This window comes from Acinetobacter sp. SM34 (assembly GCF_022012365.1).
Taxonomy (GTDB): Bacteria; Pseudomonadota; Gammaproteobacteria; order Pseudomonadales; family Moraxellaceae; genus Acinetobacter.
This window is the reverse complement of sequence record NZ_JAKLTP010000016.1, coordinates 13,747-33,079: the sequence shown is the minus strand read 5'-3', so window position 1 is coordinate 33,079 and position 19,333 is coordinate 13,747. Positions and strand designations below refer to the sequence as shown.

The 19,333-nt window shown below is 39.6% G+C and carries 20 protein-coding genes and 2 pseudogenes; 21 read left to right on the top strand and 1 reads right to left on the bottom strand.

Annotated elements, in window-relative coordinates; translation table 11 throughout:
- Positions 1-14: 14 nt before the first annotated feature.
- Positions 15-740, bottom strand: coding sequence for a CAF17-like 4Fe-4S cluster assembly/insertion protein YgfZ (gene ygfZ / locus LZZ98_RS13180; RefSeq protein ID WP_237788243.1), 726 nt, complete (start codon positions 738-740; stop codon positions 15-17).
- Between the two features lie 730 nt (positions 741-1,470).
- Between ygfZ and acnD the strand changes: the two genes are divergently transcribed.
- From acnD to LZZ98_RS13080, 21 genes and pseudogenes are all read left to right on the top strand, one after another.
- Positions 1,471-4,077, top strand: a complete 2,607-nt coding sequence (gene acnD, locus LZZ98_RS13175) for a Fe/S-dependent 2-methylisocitrate dehydratase AcnD (protein WP_237788242.1) — start codon at positions 1,471-1,473, stop codon at positions 4,075-4,077.
- Between the two features lie 143 nt (positions 4,078-4,220).
- On the top strand, positions 4,221-4,706 hold the full coding sequence (locus LZZ98_RS13170) for a hypothetical protein (protein WP_237788241.1): 486 nt from the start codon (positions 4,221-4,223) through the stop codon (positions 4,704-4,706).
- A 27-nt stretch (positions 4,707-4,733) separates the two neighbouring features.
- A pseudogene (locus LZZ98_RS15630) lies at positions 4,734-4,895 on the top strand (hypothetical protein); the annotation flags it as partial.
- A 146-nt stretch (positions 4,896-5,041) separates the two neighbouring features.
- Complete coding sequence (locus LZZ98_RS13165) at positions 5,042-6,709, top strand: ATP-dependent nuclease (protein ID WP_237788240.1); 1,668 nt, start codon at positions 5,042-5,044, stop codon at positions 6,707-6,709.
- 200 nt (positions 6,710-6,909) lie between these two features.
- Positions 6,910-7,053 (top strand): zinc ribbon-containing protein, encoded by a 144-nt coding sequence (locus tag LZZ98_RS13160; RefSeq protein ID WP_237788239.1) that lies wholly within the window; start codon positions 6,910-6,912, stop codon positions 7,051-7,053.
- A 472-nt stretch (positions 7,054-7,525) separates the two neighbouring features.
- Entirely contained in the window at positions 7,526-7,732 is a 207-nt protein-coding gene (locus LZZ98_RS13155; RefSeq protein WP_237788238.1) for a hypothetical protein, read from the top strand.
- A gap of 256 nt (positions 7,733-7,988) precedes the next feature.
- Positions 7,989-8,639, top strand: coding sequence for a hypothetical protein (locus LZZ98_RS13150; RefSeq protein WP_237788237.1), 651 nt, complete (start codon positions 7,989-7,991; stop codon positions 8,637-8,639).
- A gap of 121 nt (positions 8,640-8,760) precedes the next feature.
- Positions 8,761-8,982 carry a hypothetical protein gene (locus LZZ98_RS13145; protein WP_237788236.1) on the top strand — a complete coding sequence of 74 codons (222 nt, stop codon included), beginning with the start codon at positions 8,761-8,763 and terminating at the stop codon, positions 8,980-8,982.
- 202 nt (positions 8,983-9,184) lie between these two features.
- Positions 9,185-9,886, top strand: coding sequence for a DUF1003 domain-containing protein (locus tag LZZ98_RS13140; RefSeq protein ID WP_086175375.1), 702 nt, complete (start codon positions 9,185-9,187; stop codon positions 9,884-9,886).
- A gap of 564 nt (positions 9,887-10,450) precedes the next feature.
- Positions 10,451-10,699, top strand: coding sequence for a DUF6868 family protein (locus tag LZZ98_RS13135; RefSeq protein ID WP_237788286.1), 249 nt, complete (start codon positions 10,451-10,453; stop codon positions 10,697-10,699).
- A gap of 135 nt (positions 10,700-10,834) precedes the next feature.
- Positions 10,835-11,548, top strand: a complete 714-nt coding sequence (locus LZZ98_RS13130; RefSeq protein ID WP_237788235.1) for an SIMPL domain-containing protein — start codon at positions 10,835-10,837, stop codon at positions 11,546-11,548.
- A 593-nt stretch (positions 11,549-12,141) separates the two neighbouring features.
- The gene (locus LZZ98_RS13125; protein WP_237788234.1) at positions 12,142-12,588 is read left to right on the top strand and encodes a hypothetical protein; all 447 of its coding nucleotides are present in this window, start codon (positions 12,142-12,144) and stop codon (positions 12,586-12,588) included.
- Positions 12,589-12,668: 80 nt separating this feature from the next.
- The gene (locus LZZ98_RS13120; RefSeq protein ID WP_237788233.1) at positions 12,669-13,334 is read left to right on the top strand and encodes an RluA family pseudouridine synthase; all 666 of its coding nucleotides are present in this window, start codon (positions 12,669-12,671) and stop codon (positions 13,332-13,334) included.
- Between the two features lie 237 nt (positions 13,335-13,571).
- Positions 13,572-14,525 (top strand): DUF4041 domain-containing protein, encoded by a 954-nt coding sequence (locus LZZ98_RS13115; RefSeq protein WP_237788232.1) that lies wholly within the window; start codon positions 13,572-13,574, stop codon positions 14,523-14,525.
- Positions 14,526-14,678: 153 nt separating this feature from the next.
- Positions 14,679-15,059: a ribonuclease E inhibitor RraB gene (locus LZZ98_RS13110; RefSeq protein WP_237788231.1), complete on the top strand. Its 381-nt coding sequence runs from the start codon at positions 14,679-14,681 to the stop codon at positions 15,057-15,059.
- 441 nt (positions 15,060-15,500) lie between these two features.
- Positions 15,501-16,597, top strand: a pseudogene (locus LZZ98_RS13105) (catalase family protein).
- 219 nt (positions 16,598-16,816) lie between these two features.
- The gene (locus LZZ98_RS13100; protein ID WP_237788229.1) at positions 16,817-17,281 is read left to right on the top strand and encodes an SRPBCC family protein; all 465 of its coding nucleotides are present in this window, start codon (positions 16,817-16,819) and stop codon (positions 17,279-17,281) included.
- Between the two features lie 9 nt (positions 17,282-17,290).
- Positions 17,291-17,638 (top strand): DUF488 domain-containing protein, encoded by a 348-nt coding sequence (locus LZZ98_RS13095; RefSeq protein ID WP_237788228.1) that lies wholly within the window; start codon positions 17,291-17,293, stop codon positions 17,636-17,638.
- Between the two features lie 96 nt (positions 17,639-17,734).
- Positions 17,735-18,076: a zinc ribbon domain-containing protein YjdM gene (locus tag LZZ98_RS13090; protein WP_237788227.1), complete on the top strand. Its 342-nt coding sequence runs from the start codon at positions 17,735-17,737 to the stop codon at positions 18,074-18,076.
- A 188-nt stretch (positions 18,077-18,264) separates the two neighbouring features.
- Positions 18,265-18,624, top strand: coding sequence for a 5-carboxymethyl-2-hydroxymuconate Delta-isomerase (locus LZZ98_RS13085; RefSeq protein ID WP_237788226.1), 360 nt, complete (start codon positions 18,265-18,267; stop codon positions 18,622-18,624).
- 296 nt (positions 18,625-18,920) lie between these two features.
- Positions 18,921-19,256, top strand: a complete 336-nt coding sequence (locus LZZ98_RS13080; RefSeq protein WP_237788225.1) for a YegP family protein — start codon at positions 18,921-18,923, stop codon at positions 19,254-19,256.
- Positions 19,257-19,333: the final 77 nt, after the last annotated feature.

Below are 19,333 nucleotides of genomic sequence, written 5' to 3'. Positions count from 1 at the left end.
GCTCAACTTGAATATTATTGTGGACGTGCCACCTCGCCATTTAAGGCTTCAGGCAAATCTAGCACTTGTAATCCCAGCTCTTCAAGCGCAGCAGGTTTCGCTACGACTAAGGCTTTATAGCCGCCATCCACAGCAATGCTGTTGACCACTTCTACATCATTATTCAATTGTGTTGCAGCAGCAGGAACATCACCGGTACCTTGAACCAAATGCAACCAGTGTTTTGGTTTGGCCTTAAACCAGAGGCGTGCAATAATTTCCTGACCCAAGTAACAGCCCTTGTCGTAATGTACACCTTCACGTTGATGTAAACGCAGTTCTTGCGGCTGAAATTCTTGTGCCGTTGTCGCTTCAATCCAGGCCTGACCTGCTTCAATGGCTTGAAGCTGCCAAGCAGCGATATCGGTTTCAGTGGTAGAAAAATCGGTGCTATCGCCATTTAGTGTAGGGAATACTTGACCCGCTTGTTCCAGTTTCATTTTTGAGAATGCACCAAACTTTTTAATGTGCTTGGCAAATTCTTCTGCCTGGTCAGCAGTGACGACAATTTCAAAACTTTCCGGATTGATTTTTTTCAGCCATAAGCCAAACAGGATACGTCCTTTTAAACTACAGATCGCGGTATAGCGAGGCAGGTTTTCTGCTAAGGCTTCGGTATTTAAAGTCACTTGGCCCTGAAGGAATTTTTGTGCATCTACACCATTTAAAGTGAATGATATAAAAGCAGTCGACGTTGCCATGATTAGCCTCTGGGTATATTTCACAAATCATTAATTGTAGATATTTTGCAGCATGCCAGGCAGATAGGCAAACAAAAAGCCCAGATTGCTTAGCTTTACTGAAATTCAGGATAATGTGGTTTTGTTGAAATGACCATGTGTGAACTACAAGATCGACAGCTTTAAAAACGCTGCTCTAAGCCAAGAATGGCTATTTTTTTATTTTTACCCTTTATCATTTTTTTGTCATTTGAATATCTTTTGTGACGCGATATTCCAAGGGTTTAGAATGATGGAATGATGAAAAAATAGGTATTACCCAACAAGCATATTCAAAAGATAAGCATCCAAAGCAGTGCTAGATCATCAGATTTGCAGCTTAACGCTATTTTTTAGGTTTTAATGCCTGACAAGAGCGAATGCAATATAAAAAATATAAGCTTTACATCTACTTAAACGATTGGGATAAATATTACAGAACAAGATTGTTTTTGTATTCGCTTAGGCACATCTAATACTAAAGAATGAGGCCTATTTCCCGCTATTTTTCCAAAAAAAGCACGATTAGAGCAAATATCCCAAAAATTATGTAACAATATGTTTCTAAAACACCTGTTTTTATATCTAAATATATGAAATATAAAAGATTTGGGAAATGGGTTTTCGGCGGTGTACTATGCCGTTGAACCGATTGTAACTCGCAACAACAATTACGTAGTAAAGAAAAAATGATTCAAGAGGCAGGTAAGCTATGAACAACAACTACCGCAAACCACTGCAAGGTACCCAGCTCGAATATTATGACGTACGCCAAGCCGTAGAAGATATTCAGCCAGGCGCATATGCAAAACTTCCCTATACTTCAAAAGTACTTGCCGAACAGCTGGTACGCCGTTGTGATCCTGCCATTCTGGAACAGTCTTTACGTCAGCTGATTGAACGTAAACAAGATCACGATTTCCCTTGGTATCCGGCACGTGTGGTGTGTCATGACATCTTGGGGCAAACGGCACTGGTTGACCTTGCAGGCCTCCGTGATGCGATTGCTGATCAGGGCGGTGACCCATCTAAAGTCAATCCGGTTGTTCCAACCCAGCTGATTGTCGATCACTCACTGGCAGTGGAATACGGCGGTTTCGATCCGGATGCATTCCGTAAAAACCGCGAAGTGGAAGACCGTCGTAATGAAGACCGTTTCCACTTTATTGAATGGACCAAAACTGCTTTTGAAAATGTTGATGTGATCCCTGCGGGCAACGGCATCATGCATCAGATCAACCTGGAGAAAATGTCTCCAGTGATTCAAAACCGTGAAGGTGTGGCATTCCCGGATACCTGTGTCGGTACCGATTCACATACCCCGCATACCGATGCCTTGGGCGTGATTTCTGTGGGCGTGGGCGGTTTGGAAGCTGAAAACGTGATGCTGGGCCGTGCATCTTGGATGCGTCTACCAGACATTATTGGTGTGGAACTGGTGGGTCAGCGTAAGGCAGGTATTACCGCAACCGATATCGTGTTGGCTTTAACTGAATTCCTGCGTAAAGAACGTGTCGTGGGTGCGTATCTGGAATTCTTTGGTGAAGGCGCAGACAGCATGTCTGTGGGTGACCGTGCCACCATTTCCAACATGACCCCTGAATATGGCGCAACTGCGGCGATGTTCTCTATTGACCAGAACACCATTGATTATCTGACTTTAACCGGTCGTGAAGCAGAGCAGGTGAAACTGGTTGAAGCTTATGCCAAAGAAATTGGTCTTTGGGCATCAGACATGAAGCAGGCGGAATATCCGCGTGTGTTGCGTTTCGACCTTTCAACTGTGACCCGTAACATTGCAGGGCCATCGAACCCGCATGCCCGTGTATCTACATCTGACTTGAAAGAAAAAGGCATTGCCGGTGTAGTTGAACACCGTACCGATGGCTTAATGCCAGATGGCGCGGTGATTATCGCGGCGATTACCTCTTGTACCAATACCTCAAACCCGCGTAATACAGTGGCAGCAGGTTTATTGGCACGTAAAGCCAATGAACTGGGCTTAACCCGTAAGCCTTGGGTGAAATCTTCTTTTGCACCGGGTTCCAAGGCAGCGGCTTTATACCTTGAAGAAGCAGGCGTACTGCATGATCTGGAAAAACTCGGTTTTGGTATTGTGGCTTATGCATGTACCACCTGTAACGGTATGTCGGGTGCTTTAGATCCAAAAATTCAGCAAGAAATTATCGACCGTGACCTGTACGCCACTGCGGTACTTTCAGGTAACCGTAACTTCGATGGCCGTATCCATCCTTATGCAAAACAGGCGTTCCTGGCATCTCCACCCTTAGTTGTGGCTTATGCGATTGCCGGAACGATTCGTTTTGACATCGAAAAAGATGCACTAGGTACAGACAAAGACGGCAATCCAATTTACTTAAAAGACATCTGGCCATCGGATGAAGAAATTGATGCGCTGGTAAAAGTTGCGGTAAAACCAGAGCAATTTAAGAAAGTTTACATTCCAATGTTTGATTTGGGCGAGCGAGAAAAAGCGGCAAGTCCATTGTATGACTGGCGTCCGCAAAGTACTTATATCCGCCGTCCGCCATATTGGGAAGGGGCATTGGCTGCACCGCGTACTTTAAGCAATATGCGTCCGCTGGCAATTTTGGGTGACAACATCACTACTGACCATTTATCACCATCGAATGCGATTGTATTGGATAGTGCATCTGGTGAATATCTGGCGAAAATGGGCGTACCTGAGGAAGATTTCAACTCATACGCAACTCATCGTGGCGACCACTTGACTGCACAGCGTGCGACTTTGGCAAACCCGAAACTGTTTAATGAAATGGTGGTTCGTTCGGACGGCACAATTAAGCAAGGTTCAAAAGCGCGTGTAGAGCCGGAAGGCGAAGTGATGCGTATGTGGGAAGCGATTGAAACCTACATGAACCGTAAACAGCCTTTGATTGTGATTGCAGGCAAGGATTATGGTCAGGGTTCTAGCCGTGACTGGGCTGCCAAAGGTGTACGTCTTGCCGGTGTAGAAGCAATTGTTGCTGAAGGTTTTGAGCGTATTCACCGTACTAACCTGGTGGGTATGGGCGTGTTGCCGCTTGAGTTTAAACCGGGCACAGACCGTAAGACTTTGAGGCTGGATGGTACCGAGCTGTATAGCGTAGTGGGTAATATTGCGCCACGTTCGACCTTGACTTTGGTGATTGAACGTTCAACCGATGATGGTAAAAACCAGATTGTGGAAGTGCCTGTCACCTGCCGTCTGGATACCGAAGAAGAAGTTTCCGTTTATGAAGCGGGCGGTGTATTGCAACGCTTTGCACAGGACTTCTTAGAAGGGAATGTGGCTTGATTTTTGTTAAATCCACCCCAACCCTCCTTTTCCAAAGGAGGGTGTTCTCCTCTGTAAGAAAGAGGAGTTAGGGGTGATTAAAGTTATTGATATTGTTTGAAAAAAACCCTACTGTTAAGTGGGGTTTTTTAATAGAGATACAAATGGAACAACATACTATAATTCTGAATTGGGAAGGTCCTTTTACTCTCGATGAAGTTCTAGAAAATAAGCAAAAATCTAATGGGTTATATATTATTACTGGAAAAGGTAAATACGAAAGAGATTTGGATATTCAGTATTGTGGAATAACAGAAGGTAGTTTTTACAATAGGTTGAAAAACCATCATAAAGCCCCTTTAGTGACCCGAGAACAAGAAATTTGGTTAGCACAAGCAGAATATCCAGCTGAAGCAACTAGAACTTTTTTAGAAAAGGCTGAATCTATAATTGTTTATTTTTGGCAGCCTAATCTGAACGATAGAAAAAAAGTCTATCCACCTACACCTATAACGCTTGTCAATAAATGGTACAAAAAAGATGGATCACCTCGATTACGTCAGCACCCCATAATGAAGAATTTAGATGATGTTTTATGTTGGGATGGTGAGATGTGGAGAACAGGTAATTTAAGTGTTTATGATAATTAAAAGATAACATATGAAAAACCTCTATATGTAACTTTAGCGATTGAGAACTCTACCGATGACGGTAAGAATGAAATGATTAAAGTGCCAGTCACTTGCCGTTTATATACCTAAGAAGAAGTTTCTGTATATGAAGCGGGCGGTGTATTGCAACGCTTTGCACAGGACTTCTTGGAAGGGAATGTGGCTTAATCTTTTTTAAAATCTCCCCTAGCCCCTTTTTGAAAAAGAGGGAAACTCCCTCCTTTTAAAAAGGAGGGTTGGGGTGGATTAAAGTTGTTGATATTGTTTAAAAAAGAACCTACTGTTAAGTGGGTTTTTTATTTCAGAAAATAACTATGATCAAGAATATTCAATTAAAGTCAGGTAGAGCTTTAGATACAGAGAAAACAAATGTTGATGCTTTGCCAATTACTGTATTTGTAGGACCGAATAACTCAGGAAAAAGTCAAATTCTTAGAGAATTAAATCAATTTTGTATAGATGGTAACAATAATTCAAATAATAAGATCATAGACAGAATTGAGTTTGTAGCTATTCAAGAGAACGCAATTGAAGAAACAATAAATAAAATTAAACTAGAGCCACATTTTAATGAAATGGTCTATTCAGATCATATTTTAGTTGGTCGAAATGGTGAAAGACAACAAGTACATTTACCTGAATATAAAAATGCTTTAATGAATCCAAATGCACGAGTTTCTCAATTTTGCAGTTGGTTTTTGAGATATAGTACATTGATTTTAAATGGAAATAATAGAATTAATCTTATTAATTCTCAATCTGCTGGAAATCTTCAAGGCCCACCGCATTCAAGCTTTCAAATGCTATTCAGGGATGATGAAAAGAGAGCTCAAGTACGAAGAATAATTTATGAAGCTTTTGGGAAGTATCTTGTTATTGATCCCACAAACTTAGGAAATTTTTCATTACGTTTATCGATTAAAGAACCTGAAAATGATTTAGAGGAAAGGGGAATTCATAAAGAAGCTGTAGAGTTTCATCGAAATGCAGTGCCTATTGAGCATGCTAGTGATGGAGTAAAGGCATTTACTGGAATGGTTACGGAAATGGTAGCCGGCGATCCATCTATTCTTTTAATGGATGAACCTGAAGCATTTCTACACCCATCTTTAGCATTTAATTTAGGTAAAGAAGTGGCAAGTATTATGTCTCACTCGGATAAGAGATTATTTGTCGCCACACATAGTCCAAACTTTATTATGGGATGTATTCAGTCTGGCGCACCTGTAAATATAGTCCGCTTAACATATAGAGACGGAGTAGCTACTTCAAGAATTCTACCTAATGAAGATATTTTGACATTGATGAGAAATCCTTTATTACGTTCTGTAGGCGTACTAAGCGCATTATTTTACGAATTTGTCGTAGTAACAGAGTCAGATGCTGACCGTGCTTTCTATCAGGAAATCAATGATAGATTGCTAAAATTTACTGACAAGGGGATTCCAAATTGTCTGTTTCTTAATGCTCAGAACAAGCAAACAGTCAAAACTATCATCAAGCCATTGCGTCAGTTAGGTATACCAGTAGCTGGTATAGTGGATATCGATATTCTGAAAGATGGTGGTAGTGTATGGAGTGACTTTTTAGACTGTGCTTCATTGCCAGAGATTGAGCGAAATCCTCTCGCCCATACAAGACAAGCACTTAAACAAAAGTTTATTGATTCTGGTCGAGATATGAAAAGAGATGGAGGTATAAATATTTTAGGAGGTCAAGATAAAGAAGCCTTATCTAATCTTTTCCAAAAACTTGCAGAATACGGATTATTTGTGGTTCCAAATGGTGAGCTGGAATCTTGGTTAACAAATTTACAAGCAACTAGTCATGGTCCGAATTGGTTGATTCAAATATTTGAAAAGATGGGTGAAGATCCTAATAAAAATGAATATATTAAACCTGAAAATAATGATGTTTGGGTGTTTATAGAAAAAATTTCTAATTGGTTTTTAAATCCTATGCGCAAAGGAATTCCTAATTAGATTTTTATATAAAAAGGAAGGACGTACCTATTTAATCTTCCAAATGGGTAAGTTTTCGATAATTTTATAGGCAGTCAAAATTTTTTACAGAAATTATTTATTGCAATTATGCCATTATCAATTGTCGAAATGATCAATAGACAATCATCACGATAGGGGTATACTGAGTTCACCATTTCTAAAACCTATGGAGAACAAAAATGGTTACTGCTGGCGAAAAACCCGGAACAGGCTTCTATTTTTGTATTCAATGTGGACATCGCGTCTACTTAGAAATTGGTACTGATCGTCTACCACCGTGTACCAAATGCCTTGGCAATAAATTTAACGAAAAAATTGCCTAAGCTGCACACCTCAAACAGTTACCCTCTGTTTTGAACAAAAGCCCTATTCATCCATAGGGCTTTTTTGTTGGCTGGGCATTCTATCGCAGTGTATCAACCGCGACTACAGGCGGAATAGCAAATTCCGTGATTTCCACAGGTGAATGAATTTGGGCGACTTTGCTGTCCATTCTGTCTTTGCCTTGCCTGTGCGGGTGCCCTGATGTATCAGGATACTAATTATTATGCTGATATGCTGGGTACGCTTTGGACAAGAAAATAACAGGAAAAAACTGCCTTGAAAATGTAAAGAAAATATATGTTTATACAAAATTTTTAAGAAATATTTATTTAAAGAATGTCACTGATATTTCATGTAAAACCGCTTGATTTTCACTCAATAAAGGCATAATTTTAATATTGAATTAAATCCATAATATTTATATGGGTTTATTTATAGTTGAACTTTATAAAAATTATTAGGGGACTATCAATGATCAAATTTATTGTAGATGAACAACCTGCAGCTAAAGGCATACACTATATACATAATGCGACACTGGGCTGCGAAGACCTGCCAAAATTTGATGACCAAATTGTGATTGGATATTTTGCAAATTACGAATTGGCATATAAACGTGCAAGAATGAATTGGCCGACTGAAAAAGTGGAAGGCTGTAGCAAGTGCTGTGTAGAATAAAATTTATAGCAATGATTATGGCTGTCTAAGAACCCACTATTTGGTGGGTTTTTTGATGGGTTCAAATGGAAATAGATAACATAAATAAAATGATGACCTTATTTGATATATTGTGAGCGGAGTCTTCGATGAATCTGCTCGTAAATGCTATTCTGAAGGCATCAGTTCAGCTGACAAAAGAATAAATTGAATGAGAGCCATATTTGCTATGTTTAAGTGCTTTACTTTATCTGTCTATATGCTGTTGGCGCTTGCAATGCCCACACTAAGCCTGGCCCAAACTTCAGCTTCACCCGAACAGGTCAAACTGCAAAAAGACCGCCTCAAATACCAAGCCTATATTCCTGAAAAATATGTGCTGTTTGAAGCAGTTGAAGGTGATTTAAACAAAGATGCTAAAAATGACTTGGTATTGATTGTCAAAAGTACAGATCCCAAGCAGTGGGTTATGGATGAATACCGTGGCAAGCTTGACCGTAACCGCCGTGGTCTCATTGTGCTGCTGAATGAAAATGGCAAATACAAAAAATTGCTGCAAAACCTGTCCTGTTTCAGTTCAGAAAATGAAGATGGAGGCGTGTATTTCGCGCCAGATTTAATGCTGGGCATAGAGAAAAACAAACTCTTGGTCAATTATGGACATGGCCGCTATGGTTGGTGGGGATATAGCTTTAGAGTAGAAGGCAATGACCTGCGCCTGATAGGTTATGAAAGTTCAGAAAATCATGGTCCATATATACAAAGCGAAACCAGTATTAATTTTTTAACCGCGAAAAAGTTGGTTCGGCAAAATTTAAACGAAGACCCTGAAGCTGATCCCAAATTTAAAGAAACATGGAGCAAAATCAATTTCGCACCTATTTACCTGTCTAAGATAAAAGACTTTGATGAATTGTATTTTGATTGATCATTAAAAAATGCAAATCGCTGATTCTTAAGCAGAGGATTTTATCATTCAATTTTGTTTGAAAATTAGTCAAATTATCCCCATGTAAAACCCTAGATTCACAGTTTTTAGGGCAACTGAATTGCAACACTATCTTGATCTCAATCATGACTCAGGTGTGGCCAACTATGAAATTGGCCGGGAATTCATTCGGGTTCAATTCAGGAAAAAATCAAAAATTTATACCTATAGTTATGCCAGTGCCGGATATCAACATGTCGAAAACATGAAACAGTTGGCCCAGTATGGCGATGGTTTAAATGCCTATATCAATCATCATACCCGTCAGCTATTTGTTAGATAACGTATCTGTTTATGATCTGAATATTTAAAGTCAATCCCGACAGGACGCTTAAAAAATTCGACTCAGGTAGAAAAGACGCAGCGGTCTTTGCAGCAAGCTGGTATAAAATCAATACAATTTATCCCAGCCTATATTGCAAGCCATGTAGCCGGATAGTGGCTTTGAAACAGAGTAAAAGTGACAATAGAACAAGAGCGCGCTTATGAATGGAAAAACAGAATGTCAAACATGTATGGTCTGCAAGAAAAGCTTTCCTAAAAAAAGCCTGATTCCTATCGGAACAATTCGAAAAGTCATTACAGAGGAAATCTCAAAGGATTTTCCGGAGTGGTCATCTGGAGACTTTATATGCCAAGCCGATTTAACCAAATATCGTATGCAGTATGTGCAGTCCATATTAAAATCTGAACAAGGTGAAGTCACTGATCTGGAATATGAAGTGTTGAACAGTATGCAACAGCATGAGCTGATCAGCAAAAATATAGAGAACAAGCTCGATCAGAATTGGACCTTTGGAGAAAAACTGGCCGATAAAATTGCAAGTTTTGGCGGAAGTTGGACCTTTTTGATCTGCTTTGCCATTTTCTTGGCCTTATGGATTTTGGTCAATACGGTGGTAATGGTGAAACATCCTGCAGATCCATATCCGTTTATTTTATTAAATTTAATGCTGTCCTGTTTGGCAGCTATTCAAGCGCCCGTAATCATGATGAGCCAAAACCGGCAGGAAGCCAAAGACCGTTTGCGTTCGCAAAATGATTATCAGGTCAACTTGAAAGCTGAATTGGAAATTCGGCATTTACATGAAAAACTTGATCATCTTTTAATGCATCAGTGGGATCGTTTGGCTAAGATTCAGGAAATACAACTGGATTTGCTTTCAGAAATGACCAAGAAGAAATAACAGGATCAACAGGGCTGGTATCTCTTGTGATGCCAGCCCTCCATGTAGAGAAAAAAATTGCAATCTGTATGGATTTGGCGCAATTAAAAACGATATTTTCACTCGAATTGGGAAATTTTTTTATAAATTCAGATAAAACGGGAAAATATCCTGAAAATAATAAAAATTGCAAAATCTTCGGAAATTAATCCCACACGCCTTGGGCTATTCTATATCTCAAGGGTGTGAAAGGGATCGAAAAGAGTAGATTGCTGCCAGTTGCGTACAACGTGAGTGTAGTACTTACCCAAAAGGTCTTGATTCGGCTTAGAACGCTATAGATTACCAATTTATAGGCATCAGGTTACAGCTTACCCAGTTGTAATAGTTGAAGTGAAACAGCATGTTTTCCCTAACACCCTAAAAAATTCTCTGTAGTAACAATAAATGATAAAAATTTTAAAAATCAAATTGATAAAACTATATTTAACTGCCTGAAACCAGATACAAATCAGTTGTTCATTTCCGTTCATTATCTGCTAATTTAGAAATCATAAGCTACTACTCAGGCAGACAATAAAAATGATGAATGATGATTTATGGAGTCGCTTTTTACTTAGTTCATTGCTGATTAATTACATTATATTAATGATCTGGTTTTTAGCCTTTATTTTTGCCCGTGACTGGATGAAACAGCTACATGGCAAGTGGTTCCAGCTCTCAGACACCACTTTTGATGCCATTCATTATGGTGGTATGGCCATATATAAAATTGGCATTTTATTGCTGAATGTAGTGCCATTTGTTGCCCTATATCTAATACGGGCTACCTAAACCGCATTGAGCAATTTACAAAAAACAAGCCTGGTGCAAACATGCGGATAGAGCATCACTACTTAAACTGCAGTTTCCAAGCTAAAAAATGGTCAAACTACAATAAAAAATCAAGCAGAAGAGGAATTCAGAACCATGAATCAATTTAAATCGGCACTGGTTTTAGGCGCTTTTATTTGCTTGGGGATGATTGTGGCAGGATGGATTCTGGGCAGTAGTGCAGTCAAAATTAAACAATATGAACGCATTGTTTCGGTCAAAGGCTTGTCTGAACGTGAGGTCAAAGCCGATGTGGCGGTATGGCCGATTCGTTTTAGTTCTGCCAGTCAGGATCTGACCCAGCTGTACGACACCATGGAAATACAAACCCAGCAAATACAGACTTTCTTGAAAGCGGAAGGTTTTAGCGTCGCGGAAATTACTACCGGAGCTCCAGTCACCACCGATAAATATGCCCAGCAATATGGCGGCGATGCCAATGTGGCACTGCGTTATACCGCGCATCAAACCATTACTGTTTATACCCATAAAATTGATGCAGTACGGGCTGCACAGAGCCGCTTGGTGGCCTTGGGTAAAAAGGGCATTGCTTTTGGTGGCGATGATTCAGGACAAAGAACCGAATATTTATTTACCAAGTTAAATGACATTAAACCGGCCATGATTGAACAGGCGACTCAAAATGCCCGCACTGTAGCAGAAAAATTTGCCGCAGATTCCAAAAGCCGTTTAGGTAAAATCAAGGCGGCCAATCAGGGCCTGTTTAGTATTGAAGACCGCGACAGTAATACGCCGTATTTAAAGAAAGTCCGGGTAGTGTCTACGGTGGATTATTATCTTGCCGATTAAAGTGAGCAGGGATGTACGCTGAATATTGGAGATAAATTCCAGTAATTCTGGTTTTTATGCAATAAAAAATCTTTATTTTGGTTGAAGAGATAAAAAATTCTGTGAATGAATTATTTGAAGGAAAAAATTCCCAAAATTAATAGAAAATCAAAAATCTTAGGAAATTAATCCCGATTCGCTTTGGCTAATATATGTCTCAAGGGTGTGATAAGGGATCGGAAAGAGTAGATTGCTGCCAGTTGCGTACAACGTGAGTGTAGTACTTACCCAAAAGGTCTCGATTCGGCTTAGGACGCTATAGATCATAAGTTTATAGGCTATAAGATCATCACTTACAAAGTGGGATAGTTGAAGTAAACTCCAATGTTTTCCCTAACACCCTAAAAATTTTTTCCAAACAATAAAAAATAACAATTCTTTTTCTTTTCATTTGTTTAATCTGCATCAAATTTTACCCAGCTGAATGTGCATTCCATCATTAAAAGTATACTTATCAATTGATATAAAATGATTTTCCATCAAAAAACAAAATAGTCGGCTGAAAAAACTCTTGCTAGAATGCAAGTTGATCATTTTAAAATGAGCCAATAACAATGAAAAAATACGAATTGGAAATTCGTCATCCGCAACACTTGAGTGAGCAGGATGCAGAAGCTTTAGGATTATTTGAAAGTACAGAAATATTAAGCCAATTCGATGCAATCAACTGGCGTCGCCAACTGGTTTCGCAACTGGAAATGAATGGGGCCATTACCACGTTTACCGTAACCGATACCGATACCCAGCAAAGCGTGCGCCTTAGTTTAAATGCCTATTCGGCTTCCGATCAGCTAGCATTTAAGCTGGACAGTGATATTGAAATTATCACGCCGCAAAAAAACCTGTTTGGTTTAGTCACCTTAAAAAACAAGGATTATGTGGCCTTTAAACAGCTCAGTCTGGATCAGGCCAGAGCATACCTTAACCATTTTTTAAATGGTCAGCTAGAAACCCTGAAAGACAGCTATAAAACCACCCGGGAAAAATCGCATCAGGCATAATTCTGGCCGGGTGTTGCGGCATTGACAGCGGTAGCAGAGATTGTTATTTTGCGCCCATTCTCCCCTATGCCGTATTCACTATGCCCATTAACGATAACTTCGTGTATATGCCGCCTCAGGAAGCGCTTGCTATTGTCTATGAAGATGAAGACTTGGTGGTGATTGAAAAACCGGCCGGGTTGTTGTCGGTTCCGGGGCGTTTGCCTGAACACCATGACAGTGCTTATTTTCGCGTACTGGAAAAATATCCCAATGCTAAAATTACCCACCGTTTAGATATGGCCACCTCGGGCATTTTGATGTTTGCCAAACACCGTGAAGCAGAAGTGGCAGTCAGTAAAATGTTTCAGGCACGTACCGTCAAAAAAAATTACATTGCTCTGGTTCAAGGCAAGCTTGAAGCTGAGGGCTGTGTCGAAGTGCCATTAATTACCGATTGGGAAAACCGGCCGCGCCAAATTGTGCATTTTGAATTGGGAAAATCTGCCAAAACCCTGTATCAGGCCTTGGAATATTCTGAAGCGGAAGACATTAGCCGGGTATTGCTGACCCCAATTACCGGGCGCTCGCATCAGTTGCGGGTGCATATGCAATATATCGGGCATCCGATTACTGGCGACAAGCTCTATCATCCAGAACCCTACCAAAGTTCATTAAAACGTATGGCTTTACATGCCAGTTATCTGTCTTTTAAACAGCCTTTAAGCGGAGCAGATGTTGAAATTAAGGTAAAAGTACCTTTTTAATCAATGTTTTAAGTATTTATCTGTTCAGTATTCTATAATCTTAATAATAAGTTACATATATGATATGAAGGCTATCTTCTTCTTGTCAGCTAACTGATTTATGATGATGAAAATCTTGGAATAATAAAAAAGTGCGATCATTCGCACACAATATCCCTTTTTCTAGTGATTGAAAAACAAATTAATAATAAATAATGTGTCACATTTCTTTGAAATAATAATTTTGAGATAATAATAATGATTTATCTATATATCCTGACCACCATTATTTTGGTGGGATTGCTTTATCGGGCAATCATACGAATAAGAAAAAAACAGCTCAATCTTGAGTCTTTACAGGTGAATCTGGATCGCACGCGCAATAATCTGGCAGAGCATGAGCAGCAAAATGATGCGCTGCATCATCAATTGAATACCTGTCGTATAGAGATCGGAAATTTAAAAAACAAGGTTGAAAAGCTCAGTCAGTATCAGGATGTTTTAGATATTGAAGACTATGTTGCAGAGCGAAAAAACCAGGTCGAGAGCTTTGTAGAAGTCACTAAAACTGAAGCAGCGTTTCTGCTGGAAAAAATCAAGGCAGAGATTGAAAGTGTTCGACATTATCTGGAAAAACTGGAAAAAAATAGCCGACTTAACCTGGAAGCCCAGGCGAGAGAACGATTAGGTGGTGTTTATAATCAAGCGGTAGAACAAGAAAACTTAGCGGCAATTTCGAAAGCATTGGAAAATAAGATTCATGGTTATGGCATCCAATATTTATATCCTGCACAAACAGTTTTGGATCAGTTAATTGATGGCTATGATGAAATCCATGCCGTGCAGCAGTTAAAAGAAGTGCGCCGTAAAATAAAAAATGCCATTGCCGCAAACACGGTGGGACAATGTGATTATGTTGAAGAAAAGCGCAGGCTTTCGGCTATCGCTCTGGTTACGCATGTGTTTAACAGTAAGGCCGATCTGTATTTATCACAACTGACTCATGACACGATGGGGGAGTTTATTCAGGCACTGCAAGATGACTTTATCCTGATCAATCATTATGGAACAGCATTCAGTCATGCGCGAATTAATGAATCATTTTTAAAGTTACGTCTGGAAGAGTTAAAGTTTGCAGGCCTGGTTTTAGCATTTAAGGCACAGCAACAGGCTGAACAAAGTGAGTTGCAAGAACAGATGATAGAAGGCTAACAACAGCCTATCTATTGAAAAAATAAGAATTTACAAAGAAAGAAATGCTTCCTCAGTAATATTGACGCAGTTAAATCGAGAAACTGAAACAAACTTGAGCTAATCTGTGTAGCATGATATAGCTTGTACCTGATTACAATAAGGAAGCGCTCCATGACACGCGATTTTGAACAATTTCCCGATGACGAAAACGGTAATGTACTTTGGCAAATGGCTGAAGATGGCGACGACTTGACCGAAGCTCATGAAATTGAATTTTCCATCGCTTTTCAAACTCAAGAACAGGCAGAAAAATGCGCACTTTATCTGCTGAAAGAAGAACAAAAAATCAGCCTGTTTGAAGATGAAGACGCTGACACGGTCGAGTGGATTATCACGATCTATGTGTATATGGAACCTGAATATTCAGACATTGTCGACCTTGAAGAGTGGTTTGGCAGTATTGCTGAACAGCATGGCGGTGAATACGATGGCTGGGGTTGCATGGCCTATGTTTATGATGACGAAGATTTAGAAGGCGAAATTAGAAGTTAATTCATTTTGTTAATATTTATAGCCTGTCTGAATTCATCGGGGTTCATCCAAAATCTGATTTTACCTTTTTAAAAAAGCCCTAAAATTTTTAATGTTTAGGGCTTTTTTAACACTTGGATTTTATGAAATCATTATCAATGAATTAAAACTGAACAGGGCATAGTTAAAAATGAACCTTTTTGGATGATTACATTCAGTCTGTTCTTAATCTTGTAGATATTGCTGCTTAAATTTCTGATTTGAAATTTAAAAATAAAATTTTTCTTCATTATTTTATCTTTCTTAGAACCCATCATCTTAATTTTATCTGCCCATTTGTTTACTAAACACACTCAAATTATTTACTAAGCACTGCATTTATAATGAGTACTCCTTGCTAGATTAATACATAAATTTTAAAAAGCAGTTCATCCATATTCGAAGAATCGAAAGGAGCACCGCATGGCAGTCAATAATTATGTGGCCTATCGTCCAGAAGTAGAACAAAAACAGGAAAATGAACAAGAAGATATTCAGTACATTGTAGAGCATATGGCTCAAACCCATATTCAGGTTTTTGACAAGCATCGTCATGCAGTTCGAGATGCACACGCTAAATCCCATGGTTTCTTAAAAGGTATTTTGACCATTCCTGAAAACCTGCCAGATTACCTGGCGCAGGGAGTTTTTGCCCATCCTGGTTATTATTATGTCATAGTCCGTCTGTCTGCTGCACCGGGTGATTTGCGAAGTGACAGAACGCCGGCTCCACATGGTTTTGCAGCTAAAATTTTAAATGTGCCGGGCGAGCGCTTATTACCAGAAGATTCAAGTGATGGAAAAAATCAGGACTTTCTGCTGGTCAATATTCCGGTGCTGGTTTTTGGAACGGTACGCAAATATATGCAAATGCTGCCTTTTATTACTGAAGGGGAAAGGGCACCTGAACTGGTCATGCATGGTTTTCGAGGAGTTATGCGTGGGGTCGATCATCTGGTCAATCGTGCAGGCTTGCCGGCCTCTGCGACTATCCAGGGACTGACGCGTAGTCAGCATCATATACTTGGGGAAACCTATCACAGTATGGCAGCCCTACGTTATGGCAACTATATTGCCAAAATCAGTGTGGCGCCTGAATCTGAATCGGTGAAGCAGCTGACCGGCATAACGATGCAAATTCAAGATGATTCCAGCATACGTGATCTGGTACAGGATTTTTTTAAGCGTAATACGGCCGATTATGCGATTCGCGCCCAGCTATGTACCCATCTGGACCGTATGCCGAAGATGCCGCCGTGTTGTGGGATGAGGATGAGTCACCGCACCAGGTCATTGGAACTTTACATTTTCCGCAGCAAAATACCTTCAGTCCGGCACGTCGGGTTTATTCGGATGATGTGCTATCTTTCAACCCATGGCATGGGGTAAAAGAACATCAGCCTCTAGGTTCCATCATGCGTGTACGTATGCAGGCGTATGAACGTTCATCCTGTTTTCGGCACTGTATGAACATCCAGCCGCGCACAGAACCCAATGATATTGATGACATGCCAGACTAAAATATTTAGAGAATATTTAGAAATAAATGTCAGATTTTAATGAAGAAATTTCTGATTGAATGCAGGTATATTTAATCTGGAGAGACTTTGAAAATTGCCATGTGGCTTTTAGTTGTAGAAAAGGAAGCCTTGCTTCATATCGTACTAAAGCCATACATAGGCATGGCATAACAACAGTAAACTGAACTTTGAAAAATAAAAATAAGGCGAGATCAGCAAATGAGTGAAACCAATACAGAAAGTAATACAGTAAAACTGCACCGTGTATTTACCGCACCACCAGAACGGGTGTTTAAAGCATTTATTGATCCAGACGCTCTGGTTAAATGGATGGCGCCACATGGTTTTACCGCTAAAGTTCATCATCTGGATGCCAAAGTCGGTGGGACTTACAAAATGTCGTTTAGCAATTTTTCTACCGGTTCCAGCCACTCCTTTGGTGGTACCTATCATGAAATTATTCCTAACCAGTTGCTACGCTATACAGACCAGTTTGATGACTCGAATTTACCGGGAACTATTGAAGTAAGCATTCAATTCAAAGCAGTGTCGGTGGGAACAGAAGTGCATATTACCCAATCGGGTATTCCCGACGTCATTCCTGTAGAAGCTTGTTATTTGGGATGGCAGGAATCCTTGCAACTGCTCACTTTACTGGTCAATGCTGAAATTCCAGATCAGTAGCCACTTGCAATGCAAATTCAAATCAAACGTGCCTATGCTGAAGTTCTAGCTTCAGATGGAAAGCGGATTTTGGTTGACCGGTTGTGGCCCAGAGGCATTAAAAAGGAAGATGCTAAAATTGATCTGTTGCTCAAGAACATTACCCCTTCGACTGAGCTGCGAAAATGGTATGGGCATGACCCCGAACATTGGGACGAATTTCAGCAACGTTACAGAGCTGAATTGCAGCAACAAGTAGCGCTATTGCAGCAAATTAGCGAAATCGCTAAACAGGAAAAAATTAGCCTCATCACTGCAGCAAAAAGTGAAAAATATAACCATGTTATTGTACTTAAACAGGTTTTAGAGGAAAGCTGAAAGCATCTGATGAGCAGTTTTATTCCATAATTTATATAAGGTTTTAGCAGGCGTGTTGCGGATAAAATGCTATAGTAGCGTTTTTGAGGTTTTTTTATGTCTTTGCCAAATTGCCCCAAATGTAATTCAGAATATGCTTATCAAGATGGCGATTTACTGATTTGCCCAGAATGCGCTCATGAATGGAAAGAAGGCGAAAGCAGTACTGAGCAGTCTACAATTATTAAAGACGCAAATGGCAATGTGCTTGCTGATGGCGATACTGTTACCCTGATTAAAGATCTGAAAATTAAAGGTTCTTCATCGGTTATTAAAGTCGGAACTAAGGCGAAGAATATTCGTTTATTACCTGATTCAAGTGATGGTCATGATCTGGATTGTAAAGTTGATGGCTTTGGTGCAATGAAATTAAAATCTGAATTTGTAAAAAAAGCTTAATTCACTACATTAAAAACCAAAAAAGCTCTGGCAACATGCCGGAGCTTTTTTTATGAAGTAGTGACTGCATGAATTCATATTACTGGTTTTTATCAGAAGCATTGTTGATTAAACATTGACAGATCTGTTTTATGATTAAAGCACCCTCATGCTATAACTATAGTCATTCATCTTAAAGAATTGTTGTTATGCCGCATATCCATCTCGAATATTCCGACAATGTAGAAAATTTTGAACCAAAACCCCTCTTGCTTGCTTTAAATCAGGCCCTGGTTGAGGGAGCTTATGTCACTGCCGCGAATGAGCTAAAAAGCCGCGCCATTTGCCAGCACGATTATGTCATTGGTTTGGGAGATGCTTCACAAGCCTATGTTCATGCCAAAGTTTCTTTATTGACTGGACGTAGTGTAGAGTTACAACAGCAAATTGCTCAAGTGATTCTGCACACCCTTGAACAGCACATGCCAGCCCAAAGCCAAGTCAATGTACAGATTTGTGTGGAAATATTGGAAATGCAGAAAGCGACCTACGCTAAAAAAATTGTTTAAGGCTAGTCTGCCTATTTAATCAACAGCCAGAGAGAGAATAGATGGGCAATTTATTCTCTTGGCGGCCTGTTATTGGGCTGCGATCGAAACTGTACTTGGAGAAAACTGGGTTTTGATAAGAATAGCTCAGTGTCCTTTTAATGCGATAAATCATATCCATCTAGATTTAAATTGTGATCATAAAATGTGCTTTTTTTGAAATAAAAAGTCATTTATATTTAATATAAATAGCGTATTTTTTAACAATGTAATTCTATTCTTTTATAACTTTTACAATAACAAGCGGAGTGTTTTATATGGCAGGATGGTATGAAGTAAGTCAGGCGAGCGATGGGCAATATCGCTTTGTTTTGAAAGCTGGCAATGGGGAAGTGATTCTGACTAGCGAATTGTACAAGACTAAAGCTTCGGTACAGAATGGCATTGAATCAGTGCAAAAAAATAGCCCTGAGGATAGCCGCTATGAACGTCTGGAAGCGAAAAACGGTAAGCCTTATTTCAATTTAAAGGCAGCAAATTATCAAATTATTGGCACCAGTCAACTTTATTCAAGCGAGCAATCCCGTGAAAAAGGCATTGAATCGGTAAAAAATAATGGTTCCAGCACCACCATTAAAGACCTGATTGCATAAATCAAATCACTGCTCAAAAATAAAGCATGTATTGATACATGCTTTATTTTTGAGTAGAGAAAAACAATGTAAAAAAA